Below are 16,807 nucleotides of genomic sequence, written 5' to 3'. Positions count from 1 at the left end.
TGCAATGGAAGTCCCTTTGCAATTGCATTTTTCCCGGATTATTCTGTTGATTGTTTTTTCATTTCTCTTAGTTTCATCACGTTGATCATCGGCATTTTCAGGGGAGGGGTGAATCCGGACTGAGATGTTACGTTTATTAAGTATGCCCTCGATAAATGCGATAGGGTGATCAGGCCGTTTATCTCAAGCATCTCCATGAATCTTTCTTCAGAAAGATGTTTTGATTCGCAGCCAAAGGCACCTTCCATAACCAGTTCAACCTTGAACAGTATTCTTCTTTTAATTTTTGCCCTGGCCTTGACCATAAACTCAATAATCCCAAGCAATTTTTCTTCACTTCGCTGAACATCGTTAACATTATATTCAAAATCAAACGAAAGCACGGCCTGCTGATCTTTCTTGTTGACCTGGCGCGTTTCCAGGTTAAAGTTTTTTACCCTGTTGCCAATAAAAATAAAGTCCGATGATACATCCTTATCTTTCATTACCCCACCGCCACATCAGGATAGTAAATTATTTGACCCTGTTTTTCGTTCAAAGAACTAACCGGAATTTCTTCAATATTCTCTTCAAGCGAAATTATTAATTTTAAGCCAAGCTTCTGTGATACCTTCCAAAGTTGCTCCACAGAATAGTTATAGTCACCACTTTCAAGTTTTGAAACCATGGCTTGAGTTACACCAAGTTTATTGGCAAGTTGAGTTTGTGAAAGGTTCTTTCCAATTCTATGATCGAAGATAGCGGTGGAAATCTTGTAATAAATATCGTAGAGCCCCTCATTCATACGATCTTTTTCACCAAAAAAACTGTAGAATGTGTCCCAAGCATCAGGCAACTGCTGAACATCAAACATCAGTCAAAACCTCCTTCAACCTGCTCAAAGCAATTGTAATGGCAGCACTGTAACTTTCCTTACTTTTTCTTTTACCACTTTTCTTTTCTTCAAATGGATATAACAAAACAGCGTATTCCAATCCTTTATATTCAATGAAACAGAAAAGAATTCTTATGTTCTTCCGGGCTTTGAACTTGGCCACATACAATTCAACATCAACATGTTTCAAAAGTTCAAACCAATTTCCCCTACGTATACAAAGTTCATGGTGCTCCTCCAGGTATTTTAACCTTTGCCTGTATAAACCGCTAAATTTGTCCCTGAAACCGCTTCTTTCAATCAATTCCTTCAAGTCATTTTCGTATTTTGGGTGTTCTTTGATATAGGAACACCTGAATTCCTCGGGATACAAAACGTTTTTCACAATCACCATTTGAAACTTTCACATCCATTATATTACCCATAGGTTATATATGCAATACATTATTTTAGAAAATAACCTATAAGTAATATATTTCATTATACCAACCTTCTCCAACTGGATATCATAGAGCATGTTATATTACCACATATTTCTTCCAGCCATGCGACTCTGTCTCACCTTTTCCCCATGCACCATACGGTGAATTAACATCTCTTTAGCCTTCGGGCGCAATACCACTCGGTCAATTTCAATTACCCTTTAATTGCCACCGAAAGTAATTCCATCAACTGTAAATGGTGCTGTTCGAATAACCAAATTTGTAGCTTCAAAATAATTAGTAGTATCCATCCACTTTTCTACTCCACTGCAGATTTCTTCACAAAATTTCCCTACATTTAAAACAAGTCTATTTTTACCGCTATAATAGTTTTTTGATAAAAAATTAAGATGCGAACTGTTCCAAGAAAACTCAAAGTTATTTAATACGTCTCTAGCACTTTGCCCATCAATAATAGTTGAACCTTCATGCAACATTGCACATCTTAATGCATATAAATCATCTCCACTTAAAAATACAAATTCCTCTTTTTCCGAACCCACCCTTTTTACATATGTATCTCTCAGATATTTGTCAAACCAATTTACATACCTTTTCCGTGAGGTCATATTTTCCTTATCAATTTTTCCACATATGTCTGGTAGAGTAATAGCGATAAACAGCGCACCATGCCAATTTTCTGATTCCAATGCTTTTCTAACAGATTCAACCAAACTCTTCATGCCTAAACATCCCCTTTTTAATTGTCCGCAACTCAATAACCGAAGCAACAATCACTGATTTAATATCTTTAATCAAGTAGGCCTACTTCCTGCGAAATTCTACTCGATCTAGATCACCGCTTCGATCAAGGCGAAACCGGCTCAATATCGGCAGTAACCTTTTTGCGCAGGCCTCGTGACTTGTTTGAATAATATCCGCAATACTCCAGTTATTCTTCATTTACTTGCATCAATTTCTTTGAACAACCCGAAAACCTCACGCACAAATTCAAAATCTTCTTCCGTCCAATTTCGTTCCTTGACAGGGTGCATCACCGCATTGCGAATCCGGTTTAGACGTGCAAAATCACTTTCGAGCTGTTTGCGGTTTGAAGTGTACCTGGCTGGAACATTATTTTTGAACAAAGCCCATTTTTTTAAGATGATAGTTGCCAAATCAATGAGGCTCGTGTAGGCATATGGAAACCCGCATGGTTCTTCATCCTCTTCCCGAAGTGAAGCGCATTTTTTTCGAATTTTAACAGGGATACCTTTACGCCACCAACAGGATTCATCCGTTCCAAATTCTCTCTGCAAGATATTGCTAACCAATTCATGGATTATAATTTCTGTCTCGGATACGTACTCGTACATATCGCCGGCAAAAGTACGGCGGTTGCGTAATTTAATGAATAAATATAATTCCTCGGGACATAACTCGTTCTCGACAAGTAGGAGGTTTCTATCTTGGTAATTAGCGTTTACGGCCTGCTGTAATATTTCTCGCTTCTCGGGCGACCAGGAAAAAAATAAATCCGACAGACGAAGCGAGCCTTCACCGACTTGCGTACGAAGATATTGTATAACCGTACTGGCCGAAATTCCCATTTCCTTGGCAATCAGGGATGGGTATAAACCATCTTTTAATAGTCTTTCTGCTTCATTCTTACGCGCCATTTCTTACCTTTCCTGGCAAGCGAACAATTAAAAAGTAACACAAGACAAGCCATACCAAATCTATACCCTATGTTAAATATCCTGATCTTCTGTCTTGCCATTTTCAATTCTAATTCTTGCACCAAGGTCCAGGTCGGCAAGTATTTGTTCAAGTTCAGCCTGGAAATTATCGGCCTGCCGCTCCTCAACAGTAACAACAAAAGATACATGGGCCCGTAAGCCGCTGCCGTTGCGCAGCTTCGGGATTACCTTTATGCCGACACGGTTCCATACTTCCAGGGGTATTTCACCCGAAATATGGAAGGTACGCTTCGCACCGGGCGGTAAGGGGTCAACGGGCGGATCAGGGACTGGCCCCGGCTCTATTGGCGGTGATGGTCCTGGCTCAGGCGGCAGTATAGTTTCGCCGCCAGGTTCGGGAGATGCCTTCAAGTCATTGGCTTTGTCCTTGGACAATAGAAACACCTGATGTTCAAAACTGACCTCCTCCGGTCCAATTTGTTCGGCAAACCAGATCCGCCCATAGCTGCCATCTGGCTTCCGATCCGAAGCCAGACCAAAGTTGCCCCGCTCCACAAACTCAATAATTTTTTGCCGCAGGGTTGCATCCGGATCGGGCAACCGGATCAACGAACCATCAAGAAAACTTTTCCGCAGGCTAGATAGAGGCCAGGCGCCGGAATCCCTCAAGGCAGGGGGCCAATTGCGTTCAATGTAACCCGCTCCCACAGAAACACTCAACAAGCCTTCGGATTTTAGCGCTGTGATCACGCGGCCCGCCAAAGTTTCTCCACTGCTGGAATGGCCCGCCCCAAGGTCTATGACTCTGAGCCAGTCTTCCTCGTTTCGATCAAGAATTACAGCATAACGATAGCCGCCCCAGACCTCGTCTTCGGCGGCAGCCCCGGCTGCCGCTACATTTCCCTGGATATCCGCCAGGTCGGAACGGTCGAATTCACCACTTATTGTGCCCTCGGTAATTTCCTTTTGAACTGTTTTCCAGGCCAGCCATAGCTCTACCTTTTCTTGCAATTCACGTCCCGGCTTTTTCAGGCACCAGACCAGAGCGGCCGGGTAAAGCCGATCCGAATTGCCGCGTTGCCTGGTCCATTCCGCGATCTGTTTCCGTATGGACCCGTTCCCGGTCCATTCCGATATCGGGTCAACAACCGCCAGGGTTAACCTGGGCGTATCCTGCACCGTGGCGCTGTCGGAGGGGAACCATACCAGTGGAATATCTGCCCCCCGTTCAAATTCCTTCCTGACCAGGGTACGCATGGCAGGCACAATATCCGTTTCCCTGTCCAGTGAGGCACGCCGGTCATTGACCACTTTTTTCAAAGTTGGCTGATAACTGATCCGAAAACCATCGGTGCCGACACGGCGGAAAAAGTATGATTTGCTTTCCAGTGCAAAGGCAGCATTATCCACGGAAGATGTATCCACCCGCGGCTCCCCAAGTGCAAAGCGCAGTTCTGGTAGATGAGCCATCTTGTCCACCTGTCCGCCCGTGGATTCAAAAAATATCGCCGTGCCGACCCGCCGATGAATATTGCGTAACGGCCCACTGGTATCAGCATCGAGTGCCCGGGCGTGGGAATGATCGCCGGCGATATCCGAATCTATAGCGGCAACCAACCGTGATTCGCCCAACTGCCCCAGCACCACACTGCGAAAATCCGGCACCTCCAGGGGGGCAGACCCAAGGGTGATCAGCGGCTCACGCCGAGCTTCACGGAAGCCTGTCCGATATGCCCAGGAGATCCACTGCGCCAGCATGGCCAGAGTGCCGCGGGTCTGTTGATACTGTGAAAGGGCCTGCCATTTACGTTGGAAAACAGATAGCGCTGCCGGGTGAAAGGGGAAACAAGCCTCGAACCGACCCTGCAGGAATTCCCTGGCCCTGGTCTCGGTAACGGCGCTATCCACGGCAGTCCATTCATGAGGTAGCTGTGCCCGACGCTCGAAGCACCATTCGGCATATTTTCTGGATACATTTCTGCGAATCCGCTCGCTGCCCAGATCATCAAAAAGTCGGCGCCGCACCACTTCACTGATTTCAGTCTCATCATTGGCAATCAGATCCTTGGCCACGCGTCTTACCACCTTGGTAATCTTCTCTTGCCATTGCATATCCCAGTCAGTCATTTCTACCTGACTGCGAGGCAGACTGATCACAGCAACGCAATTGGCGATGCCGGTAGCGGCCACCGTCAGGTTCTGGACAAAAGAATGGAAAGGATCGGCCATCTCCCGGTAACGGTTCAGGAAATTCAGCACCTCGTCAAAGAGTATCAGCACCGGTCCACCCGCGGCTTTGAATACCCTGCCCAGAGCTTCAGTTCCCGGTGGGGTTGTCCGAGCTGCCGGACCGAGTTCACCAACCCCGGCTTCCCCGGCGAGCTGGTAAGCCAGATCGATCCAGGGCGTCTCGAGGCCCTCCCGGGGATCCCAGGCGTTGCCCACAAAGGCCGCTACCCGTGCCCCGGGCATCCTGCTCAAGCCAGCTTCTTTCATCAAATCGGCCACACCCGGATATTCCTGTGCGGCTACACCTTTTGTCGCCAGATGGTAAAGTGCTGTCAGGGTATGAGTCTTGCCGCCGCCAAACTGGGTAACCAGGGTCATCACCGGAGCTGTATTCGCAGTCTCGCCGGCCAGGCGCCTGAGTGCCATCCCGGTATGTTCACGCAAGGCGCGCGTAAAGAAGGTGCGGGCAAAAAACTGCTCGGGTTCCCTGTAATCTTCGGGTGCACTTCCGGTAACAACCTGTTCCAGATGGATGGCAAATTCATCCGGATTGAAAGAGCGCCCCTCCCGGACCTCCTTGCGCGGTGTAGCTATTTTGTACCATGGTTCCATGAAAGAATCACCTCGGTTTTATTTGCTTGAATAATCTGATCTATCCTGAATGAACAGCCCTTTAACCAACCAAGGCCTCCGCGTACCTCTCCTTCTGCGACCATAACGCCGGAACAACCTTGTAAGCCTCAAGCGCTTCTATCATATCACCGGCAACTTTCTTGTGCTGATCATTAAGGAAAGCATAAGCTTCAAATTTTTCGCCTCTTCAGCTTGTACATTTTACCACAACCTTTTATCGCGGCACAGCCAACAACATGGCATCGAGAAGCCGTTTCTCTTCGCTGCCCCGGGGATAAAGAGCAGAAAGGGCGTTGGCCAACCGCAAGAAATCGGGGCCGCGTTCAACCTCGGTCTTGACCAGGATCCGCAAAGCATTGGCTTGGCCGCCGGACTGAAGCAGCATGGCGGCATGAATCCGATCCAGGGTGGTCACCTCTTCCCTGCTAACACTTTCCAATGTTGAAAGATCCAGGGCAGCTTTGCGGCGTCCCCGTCCCTTGATCATGGGTATGCGACCCTTTCCAGTCTCCGGGAAAAGCGCCAGTTGGATGCCTGTTTGCAGGTCCTCCTCGATCCATTCCGCGGCAGAGGAAATCCCTTCTTCACCGAAAAGCTGTTCGGCCCGTTCTTTGACGGACAGTAGCCTGACAATACCTTTTTCAGTTCTGATGATCCGGTTTTCCCACCTGGGCAGGTCAATCCCCAGGGGCTGGGCAAAGCGGCGCACCACATCAAATACCAGGTTGAATCCCCTGGCGTAGGCGGCTGAAGTTTCATCGGCTTCATCATCTTCATCTAGTTCGGCGTTTTTGCCATTCTGCCCGGTGGTGCTCTGGATGGTCCAAAGAAATAATGCGGTCAGACGAGCATCCTCTTCAAGCGCGCCGGCGGCGCTGTTACGGGCCCGGGCTTCAGTTGTGCCCAGCACCTGCTCCAGGGCGATACGCCCGACCACTTCCCATACCTTCTCCAGGTACTCATCCAGCTTGACCTCTTCACCTGCTGCGGTTTCAACCATGGAGTAACGGCTGAATATTTCCAGTGCCGGCCCGATACAGGCAAAGACCAGATCCGCCCCGCGGACACCCTGTTCTTGCAGGTATTCCATCCGGTGCCCCACCCGCTCCGGCAATTCACGCAGCACCTCACCCCAATCGCCGACAGGAGCATCATCAGGTCGAGGGCGGCAGACAAGGTGGACACTGGTGGCCAGAGCAGCGGAATCACGAGCTCTAAGGCGTGAGCCCATCTCTGTAGCGATAGGCCACGATCCCGTGATGGTCCAACCACCCTGGATGAGCCCGGTGAGCAAAGCCTCCCAACCTTCTGTAGTTTTATGAGCAAAGACAACAGAGCCTATACCTTCATCGCACAATATACGGCGCCCTTCGGCAAAGGCTACTCGCATACCTTTCTCAAAGAAATCCTTATCTTTATCAGCATAACGAACAGGGTCCCAACAAGCCATTTCACAGAGTTCGTTTTCTTTTGGCGTGAGGGTATTTTTAGAATCCTGAGGATTTTGAAACAAAGGAAGTCCCGGCAAACTACGCTTAAGCCAAACGTAAAAAAAATCGGAAAGATCAGCATAGGGAATGGCATTATAGTAAGGTGGGTCAGTAAACCAGATAGTCGAAGTGGCATCAGGCAATGGATGTTCCATTGCAGTAGAACATAAAACCTGGCCTAAATGTAGTAGGCAAGACCTTGTTATTACATCTGCAACATTGTCAATAGCACCCAAGAAGACCCCCCTGCCCCTACAAGAAGGTGTCACCTCACAGAAATCCCAAACAATGGGTAGCGCCTGCCTAGAAAAGGTATTAACATGATTCTCATAGCCAGCCATCCACCGGGATAGTGAACTGTTCCCATCCGCACCTTTACTTATTTGCAACAAAATTAAGCGTGACACATTGCTATCAAAATATTTTTGCATGGTTTGCGAAAATATTACCAGCGCTATATTTTGCCTTGCCGTAAACAGATCCCCCCAAGTATTGATTCCATAAAGGGGTACATTAAATGTCCCACTCATGAGAGGTAATGGTTCATCCGGCACCGGGCAAAAACCTTGTTTGCCACCCTGCTCCCAATCGCATAGTATGTCTGCCAGCCATTCCTTAGCTTTTTTTATCGCTACATAGTCCCGCTCCTCGGGTAAGCGGTAGTAGCGCCCTGGTTCACCCTGCCGCAAAGTAACTACCGCCAACAGGCGTGCACCGCCGATACGCTGGCCATTCTGGTCGAATATGACATCGGCACCACCTTTTTGTTCGCTTAGCTGGGCCCGTACCCGCTCAGGAGGTAGGATAGTGCCGCAGCAAAGGCAGGCTGCCCTCGCGCGGGATACAGAAGCCTGGGGAACCTCTGCGTCAGTTTCCGGTTCAAAAATTTCAAATTCAACAAATGGTGGACTTATATTCTTTTTAACCCTGTGCCGCAGCGCTATTTTTCGATTTCTCTTCTTACAGAGCCAAAAAGAGCGGACCAGCGGTATCTCCGCACCGCAATTTGGCGATTCGCACTTCACTGTTCTTGCCCAGATATAAGCAATGGGTGTAGCTCCATCCGGATCTTGGGGATAAAGTTCGGCCAGCTCCTGCTCCGCCCTCTCCTTGATTTCTGCGCCAACGCGGCGAAGTTCATCGGCCAGTTCCGGCCCATGCCGGGGGATATCCTCAAGCATAACTTTTAAAATAAGACAGGCCACGGGATTCAGATCACTGGCAAAGGTGTCACAGCCCAGCCTCAATGCTTCCAACGGGATGGAACCACCTCCGGCAAAGGGATCTACCACCAGTGGGTTCTCTCCGGGATGGGCCGCCTTGACCAGACCGCGACCCACCTCAAGGAATACAGGGTTCCCGGCATTGTCCCAATTGGCAAAGTCACCGATAAACTTCAGGATGGCTTTTCTCAATGCGATATCTTCAGACCCTATATTGCCGATCAACTGCGGCAGCAGTTTGCGCGCCTCCTTTTTAAATTCTTCCGGGCAATGCGAATCACAGGGGTCAGGCAACAGCAGGGCCAACAACATGGCCCGGCATGCTGCCAGCGGCCGCCTCGCCCACCACAGGTGCAGCGTGGAGGGATGCCCATGACGTATCGACTTCTCCCGCGCTGAATGCCTGGACACTACAGCGATGGGAAAATCAACTTCGGCTAAACGTTTGCATTCTTTAGGGATCATAATTGAACTCCCAACTATATAATTTTTGGCTACCCAAATATAGATGAATTTTAGTTTCTAATCTTCTATATTGTTACTGTCCCTGTCATCCCACTTTCCAAGTTCCCATTGACAACAGATTTCCTCCACAGGTATTTTTGGAGCCACATCAGAAACCCAGTATCTATAGAATTTAGGATTACGGCTATGTGGAAGGGGTGACGCATCCTTAATTTTCACCAGTGCTGGTGCACGTACACATTCTCCAAGTATCAGCGCTGACTGAGGCGCTAGTGCAGGAAGTTGATCCATCAAACCTTCGTAAACCCCTGGAACAATATCTTTAAAATACCGTAGATCTTCGGGGTTTTGTAATCTATGAACAATAAAGCTTCCGCACTGCGAAAGTACTGTCTTCGAAAGTTCACTTGGCCGCTGTGAACTCAGTACCAAACTCAAACCATATTTTCTTCCTTCACGGGCAATCCGTTCAAATACATCACGTGAAATAGTATCTTCTTCCGCGTAACGTCCTTCACGGATATAATTCTGTGCTTCCTCAAGAACCAGCACGACTGGTAAGGAACCCCTTAAGTCATCACCGCAATATTCCCCCATTCTTTGAAGAAATTCTAATATCAAACGGCCTATTAATGCAGTGACATTCTCAAGGGCCTCTGAAGCCAATAAGCTAAGATCTAGAATTACCACATGGTTATGTCCAGCACTATTTCGCTGACGATCATAATATGGAAATATATTAGGTGCAACATCATCTTCTTCCGATAAGCCAATTTCTCCTGATGCAAGTCCAATAATATCCCTTAGGAACGTAGCAAGTGAGTGCAATGGGTTTGGCCAATCGACACCCGCATTACCAAACATAAATTCAAATCTTGGGTCCTCCAAGATCCTGTAGATCCTCATTAGCATTGTGCCACAATAATCCCTTGCTTTGGCACTTTCCGTTTCTTCGCTACGAATTGCTTTTTCAATGTAATCGGATTTAAAGGCTTCTTTGCTGAAATACAAGGGGCTATCAGCAGAAACCGCCTTGGGAGAATCTGATTCGTTGTTACCAATAAGAAAATTAATAAAATGTTGGATACTAACTCGGATTTGCTGCTGTATATCGAGTGGCAGAGGTTTTGGAAAACGACGACCATCTGGTTCACCAACATGTCTCCTAGAATTTGATGCTATTTCCTTTAGAGCATTTTTAAGTCCGTCAGTATAAGTGCCAAGCAACAGTTTTACGTCTTCAATTCTCGACTCTACATATCGATAACAACCTTCTGCAATATCCTCAACCTCAACCGAAATGTTTCCTGTCATCTGTGATCGGGATAAGAGACGATGCAATTCTTTCAGTAATATTTGCCGTAATTCAAAAATTTCCCCTTGTGGTTGAGAAGGGCACTTAGCTAGTCTTAATGCCTCAAGCAGAACAGGCCTTTGCACACCCTTCCTAGCTTGAAATAATCGAACATAATCCTCAGAATTTAAGAACCAATAAGGTATTACTAAACGATTCGATCTATTGCCCGATTCAGTAGGTATATATAGACACCTTTTCCCTACAGCATCTTCCCAGTCCCCATTTTCCTTTTTTTGCTGAAATGCAGTCTGATATTCCCCATTCGTATCAAGCAATATAAAAGTGGTTCTTTTAATTTCTTTGCGCGCTAAAATAGACTGTAATAAAGATGCAATGGTGCATGATTTGCCAGAATCCGTACTACCAAGGATTGCTGCATGCTTACCAAAAAAAATGTCTGGGTTAATGTGTATTTTGCGATCTTTAAAAAGGACTGACTGGCCAATGGGTATGCAATATCCTGGTTTGGTTAGATCAACAGAAACAACGTTTTTCTGATCAAAAATTATATCAAGATCTTGTTTTGAAGGTAATAGAACAGGATTGTCTAATATTGGGAACAACGAAACGCCCTGATTAAATGTATTGCCATCAACAGTGCCAACCAAAGTTGCTCTCATGATACGCCGAGAAGCGGGGAGTGTCACCATAGTACGGTTAATATTAAGCTCTGCTTCTTCCGTTATAACCACTCTAGTAATAATTGCCACAAGCCTCTGTGCACCAACAGGTATAATTATATATGAATTGATGCGTCCGACCTCTTGTACACCTTCAAACGTATTACGAGACAATGCGCGGATATCTTTATTTAGCTCTATAGTTACTTGTGCTGTGTCTACAGCTACAACCCTACCAATTTCAAAATCGTTTATCAAACTATCTTCCTCCTAGTATTTATTACTGCGCGTTCTAGAATGTATTACTGCACGCTGTGTTTCAACTATTTGGCGCCTTAATTCTTCATCACGCAAATCAGGTAATACATGTTCGACAAAACCGTAAAAAGTACCAAATACTTCACCCGAAAACACCCATACACGCTTATCTTTCTGCGCCCTAAGTGATCTAACAAAATCACTTTTTGGGTTTGGATCCACAATTACAAATGTAAAACTTGGCACTGTTAAGGCCTGTCTTATTATGGAATTAACGTGTTCATCACCAAATCCATATCCAATTGAAAAAAGAGTTGATTGCGGGCGTATTATTGCCCTAGAAAAGCGTCGAAATTGTTCTGCGTATGGCATGCCAAGGGTTTCGGTGAATTTAATTGGTGTAGGATAAATAATAATAGGCCAACCATCGGAAGATAATCCAGTTTTCGACGTAAGACCATAAGGGTTGTCTATACTAGATTCAGTGGCTTCCCATGTTAACGAGCCGTGAAGCTTGTACAATTGAATCACACGATCGTGCCGATGTACACGACCTTCTGTTGTTTCAGCAGGGAAATACAGATCTTGTTCGTACGACTCAGGGTGAAAAATACGTTGTATGGTACCAACAAAACCATCTATTAAAATTACTCCTTCTGTATCCGCAGCTTGTTCGACAAGAGTATCATAGTTAAGTGTAAAAATATTAGCTCTTTTTAAATTTAGAGGTCGGGTAAGTATTTTTCTAATGAATTTTTTGTATACTAGCAAACCTCTGTCTTTTCCCGGAAGGGGAAGTTGGCAACACCCCGCTAAGGTTTTGGTTAAACGTTTAATGCATACATCGAGAATGCACGAATCCAACTCAAAAGATCTTACGGGACCAGCATCATATTTTTTTATTAGGCGGCCACCCGATTCAGGAATGGCGCTCCTCCACCTGTATAGGACAGAAATTACAGATTCTAAATTGGCTCTTAATGGTAATACTTCGGATGAAGCCCGTTGAACTAAAACCCTTCGTTCTAATATCTCATCACGTGTTATAGGAACGTCATCGTCTTGGCTTACCTCCTTTACAGCAAAATAGAAATATGTTAACCACTTACGTATTCTAGCAGGGTTCTGCCCATATATTCCATCAGCAAGAAGCCTACTTTCAATTTCTATTGGTACGGAACTAATTAAAATACCACCACAATCTCTGGACGCACCAGCACCCAACAAGAACGATAATGTGTCAGTTTTTATGAGTGAACCTGTTTTTATTTGGATATCAGCGACAAGTCCACTCCAGTCGGTTATTGCCTTATGGCCATCACCCTCATTTTGACTATGACTTGCAGAATGAAAATCAATTAATTCATCATTGCCGCCAATCTCTAGTCTCGCTTTTTGAAGGAGTTCATTGAAGTCAAACATTGTCACCCATCCTCTTTTTATATTTCATCCCTTTCCCTCACCTGCATCGGCCTGGTCATGGCATCCACTTCGAGCCAGTAATGCTGTACCTTGGTCACCTCATGCCAGGGGAAACGAGCCGGGTCTTTAATCGGTTCCTGCATAACAGGTTGAGCAGCGCAATTGGTAACTATATATAGCCAGTAACAGTCGCGGCGGTCTTCGGCCACGCGTCGTTCATTGGGTGTCAACAGGATCGTTCCGGTGGAAGCGGCCAGGCCTTTGATCTCTATCAGGCGAAGTTCGCCGGAATCAGGATCAAGACTGGTGATATCATAACCCAGGTTATCCTCGTGGACATCGGAAACCCGGCGGCCCAGGTTTCTCTCGTATTCCATGACCACCCGCATGGCGATCATCTCTGTTTCGGGGTCGGGACGCATACCGCGCACATCGGGTGCCTCACGTTCAGGATGAGGCAGCACCAGAACCGAGGCGATGCGTTCCACAGCCTGCAGGGTAAGAGAACGTTGCTGTGCCAACTCCTTGCGGCGGCGGTCACGCCGCGCTAAAAGTTCCGCATGACGGTTCTCCGCCTGGGCCAGACGGCCTTCAGCCCCGGAAATACCCTTGGTCTTCTCTTCGTGAACCTTGCCCATCTCTTCATCGGCTCCTAGAAGCAATTCCCCAAGAGATAGCTCCACATGACGGGCAACACGTTCTACTTCGGCCACACGTTCGGCTCGCGTTTCGTCAAGAAAAGGCTGCAGTGCTTTTTCATGGAGCCAGGTCAAGGGTTCGGGTGCATGTGCCACATCCGGCAGATTGCCGGGGCTCTTCGCCGGGGTGAAATTCACAAGAACGTTCTGTTCACGCAAATGGCATTCGCCTGGGCCGGCCTGTTCCACGGCAAAAAGACGTTCATGAACAGCTTTACCCAATCCATCCACCACCCGGGCCCTGTAAAAATCGATCCTTGATGGTTTCTCGTTCTCAAGCGAGTAAAAGACAGCACCTTTCTCGAAGTCCCCAGATGCCCGATCCAGGGTGTGCCTGCGCACCGCCTCAAAAAGAGGATGGCCGGGCGTAACCCACTCCAGATTATGTTTTTCCGCCGTATCGCGATCCATGGAACACCGTGGATAACGGATGGCAAGGCCCGGCAATTTCCAGCCCGGCAGCCGTTCAAAACGTTTCAGGGCTTGGGGCGTTCGTTCGGGCTCAAAGGTGTGGGGCATCTCTTTGACAAATCGCAGGATCAAGGGAACGTAACCCGCCGCCTCGCGGAAAAAACGGGCCATTCTTTCCGGCACCAGACGGTGCTCCCGGGCTCGGGCCCGGCGCTCTACCAGCATTTCCAGGTTGAGCTTTTTTGAAGCCAGCCCTTCCAGGGCGGTCTGGCAGATCGCCCGGAAGCGGTTTTCATCCACATTTTCCAGCAGCCTCTCTTCGAGATCCACATCACTAAGCTTGCCGGCATAATAATCCCGCAGGATGCGTTCCATATGGGCGGAAGGAAGTACTTCGCCGAGAACATTGAATACAGCATCATCGTCCAAAGCATCGCGGATCTCCTGGAGTTTCTCCAGAAGGCGCTGCAAAACACGTCCTTCGTATGTATTGGTCGCCACGAAGTTAAAGATGAGGCAATCCTTGCGCTGACCGTAACGGTGAATACGACCCATCCGCTGTTCCAGCCGATTGGGATTCCAGGGAATGTCGTAATTGAAAAGGATGTTACAAACCTGCAAGTTGATTCCTTCCCCGGCCGCTTCTGTAGCCACCAGTACCTGGATGGCCCCTTCCCGAAATTGCTGCTCGGTATGAAGGCGAGTGCCGGGCTCGTCACGGGAACCGGGTTTCATACCACCGTGAATGAAACCCACCTTGAACCCCCACCCTTTGAGTTTGTCTACCAGATAGTTCAGCGTATCCCTGAACTCGGTGAATATGAGCAGTCGCTGCCCGGGATCATCAAAGAAGCCTTTCTGGTGTAGAAGATCATTTAACTTTGAAAGCTTGGCCTCGACGTGAGATTCCTCAACGGCCAGGGCCTGCGATGCCAATTCTTTCAGCTCTTCAATTTCTTTGCGAACCTCATCAGCGTTTCTGGTTAAAGTAATCGCTTCCAGCAGCTCTTCCAGCTTTTCGCGTTCGTAATCTTCCATCTCCTCCATCTCATCCGGATTGGGGATCTCCGGCGGGGCAGTCATAGCCAATTCCCGGGCTCGCTTCAAACCCTCACCCAGCCTGCGGGCCCGATTTTCAAGGCTATGGCGCATGGCGTAGGTGCTGGAAGCCAGTCTACGCTGGTAAAGAGACATGAGGAAACCGACAGCACGGGCCCGCGGATTGTCACCTTGGGCGGCGGCCCTGGCGCTCTGTTGCTTCACGAAACGGCTTATTTCCTGGTAAAGTGCATGTTCAGCGCCGTCAATTTTAAAATCAACGGTGTGGGGAATGCGTTTGGTAAAAATTTTCTTTGCCGCCCAGGTTCCATCCTTCTGACGCTCGGGGAAATAAACCATGGCCTCCTTGGTACGTCGTAAATAGAAAGGGGCATGGCGCCGTTCCATCGCCTCATGAATGGATTTAACGTCTGCATAAACATCGCGATCAAGGAGCTGCAGAAAAAGAGTGAAGTTCTCCGGGTCACCTTTATGCGGTGTTGCTGTGAGCATCAAGATATGGTCGGATGTGTCGCGAAGGATTTCCCCCAGGGCATAACGGGCGGTCTTGCGAGATGGCGGGGTCCAGGACATACGATGAGCTTCATCAATGATCACCGCGTCCCACTGCGCCTGTTTTAAACCGGGCAGGATTTCCTCACGCTTGGCAAGATCAAGGGAGGTGATCACCTTGTTCTGCTCCAGCCACTGGTTAACCCCAAACTGGTCGCGGATATTGGCCCCCTTAAGAACGATAAATTTTTCATCAAATTTCTCCTTCAATTCCCGCTGCCACTGGAAAGATAGGTTTGAAGGGCAGACAACCAGGATCCGTTCGGCCAGGCCACGTAGCTGCAGTTCACGAATAAGCAAACCCGCCATAATGGTTTTACCAGCACCGGCATCATCAGCTAACAGGAAACGGATCCGGGCCGGTTTTAAAAGATAATCGTAAACTGCTTCAAGTTGGTGAGGCAGGGGGTCTACCCGGGAGATGGAAAGTCCGAAGTAGGGGTCATATTCATAAGCTATACCCAGAGCATATGCCTGTAAACCCAGACGTAACAACTGGCCGTCCCCAGTATATGTAAAGCCTGGTTCAGTAACAGTGAGTCCGGCAAGATCGTTCTCACTCAGAGTAACCCGGCGAAAGTGTTCCGATTGCACACCTACAAGACCAAGTATCCAGGCATTGTTTCCGCCCCGTTCGGCGGTTTCAACACGCATGGGCTCGTCAAACAAATTCCCTTCAAGGATTTGACCTGCACGGGGGTTTTTCTGATCCGACATATTGGAAACCATACCCTTCATAGACAATTGCACCGAGGCAAACACGCAAGCCTTTTATTTCAGAATATACCTACTCCTCTACTTAAATTAGATATTTAACAGGAATATCCTTCTATTACATAACACAATACGACAAACTTATCGCACCAGGTTTGGTGGTCCCGGTCTCACGATTTGTTCCGGGAAAACGAAATGAAGCAATAAGCGATGGTATAAAAATGACATAAATTATAAAGAGATTTGCGGCTATCATCCGTTCCATTACCGCCGACTTTTCATGTTTTTGCCCCGAGGTATCCAAAAAACAATGGCACCAGATGGTATATAATGGTATTATGTTGTGGATCAACCCAGTGATGTTTAAATCAGGAAGGGGTTATATTAACCATAGTTACACACCGGGGGTGGTAAATGACAGGAATTGGAGTGAATTGCAGCGGCTCATGAATTGCTGCACCGATTATAAATATTTTCAAGAGGAGGATCCAATGAAAAAAATTTTCAAGAGTCTATCCCTTTTGTCAATATTTTTATTATTATCTGTATCATCATGTAAGTTGCAAGTTTAATTGCCCACCATATTTTACCAATCACACTAAGCTGCCATATAAATATCATTGGCTGTTTTGTATCCGAACATCCTTCTTGGATAATTATTCATCCACTGCTGAATCCGC

Annotated in this window: 10 protein-coding genes and 1 pseudogene; all 11 read right to left on the bottom strand. The window is 47.3% G+C overall.

Annotation, left to right across the window (positions count from 1 at the left end; translation table 11 throughout):
- Window positions 1–38 precede the first annotated feature (38 nt).
- A complete protein-coding gene (locus GX364_02650) occupies window positions 39–485 on the bottom strand; it encodes a preprotein translocase subunit SecB (protein NLI69750.1) in 447 nt (148 codons plus the stop codon).
- Window positions 485–853 (bottom strand): helix-turn-helix transcriptional regulator, encoded by a 369-nt coding sequence (locus tag GX364_02645; protein ID NLI69749.1) that lies wholly within the window; start codon window positions 851–853, stop codon window positions 485–487. The genes GX364_02650 and GX364_02645 overlap by 1 nt, the downstream gene beginning before the upstream one ends.
- Entirely contained in the window at window positions 846–1,268 is a 423-nt protein-coding gene (locus tag GX364_02640) for a hypothetical protein (protein ID NLI69748.1), read from the bottom strand. Before GX364_02640 ends, GX364_02645 begins: the two co-directional genes overlap by 8 nt.
- A 249-nt stretch (window positions 1,269–1,517) precedes the next feature.
- Window positions 1,518–2,039, bottom strand: a complete 522-nt coding sequence (locus tag GX364_02635) for a hypothetical protein (protein NLI69747.1) — start codon at window positions 2,037–2,039, stop codon at window positions 1,518–1,520.
- 216 nt (window positions 2,040–2,255) lie between these two features.
- Window positions 2,256–2,975, bottom strand: a complete 720-nt coding sequence (locus GX364_02630) for a hypothetical protein (protein NLI69746.1) — start codon at window positions 2,973–2,975, stop codon at window positions 2,256–2,258.
- 72 nt (window positions 2,976–3,047) lie between these two features.
- Window positions 3,048–5,837 (bottom strand): ATP-binding protein, encoded by a 2,790-nt coding sequence (locus GX364_02625; protein NLI69745.1) that lies wholly within the window; start codon window positions 5,835–5,837, stop codon window positions 3,048–3,050.
- 61 nt (window positions 5,838–5,898) lie between these two features.
- A pseudogene (locus GX364_02620) lies at window positions 5,899–6,030 on the bottom strand (DUF1829 domain-containing protein).
- 42 nt (window positions 6,031–6,072) lie between these two features.
- Window positions 6,073–9,033, bottom strand: a complete 2,961-nt coding sequence (locus GX364_02615; GenBank protein NLI69744.1) for a DUF1156 domain-containing protein — start codon at window positions 9,031–9,033, stop codon at window positions 6,073–6,075.
- Between the two features lie 60 nt (window positions 9,034–9,093).
- Window positions 9,094–11,271 carry a DUF87 domain-containing protein gene (locus GX364_02610; protein NLI69743.1) on the bottom strand — a complete coding sequence of 726 codons (2,178 nt, stop codon included), beginning with the start codon at window positions 11,269–11,271 and terminating at the stop codon, window positions 9,094–9,096.
- A 12-nt stretch (window positions 11,272–11,283) separates the two neighbouring features.
- Window positions 11,284–12,693 (bottom strand): hypothetical protein, encoded by a 1,410-nt coding sequence (locus tag GX364_02605; GenBank protein ID NLI69742.1) that lies wholly within the window; start codon window positions 12,691–12,693, stop codon window positions 11,284–11,286.
- A 17-nt stretch (window positions 12,694–12,710) separates the two neighbouring features.
- Window positions 12,711–16,130 carry a DUF3883 domain-containing protein gene (locus tag GX364_02600; GenBank protein NLI69741.1) on the bottom strand — a complete coding sequence of 1,140 codons (3,420 nt, stop codon included), beginning with the start codon at window positions 16,128–16,130 and terminating at the stop codon, window positions 12,711–12,713.
- Window positions 16,131–16,807: the final 677 nt, after the last annotated feature.

It is taken from the genome of Bacillota bacterium (assembly GCA_012518215.1).
Taxonomy (GTDB): Bacteria; Bacillota; Dethiobacteria; order DTU022; family PWGO01; genus JAAYSV01.
Note: the sequence above shows the minus strand (reverse complement) of the source record. Positions and strands in the feature narration are given on the sequence as shown.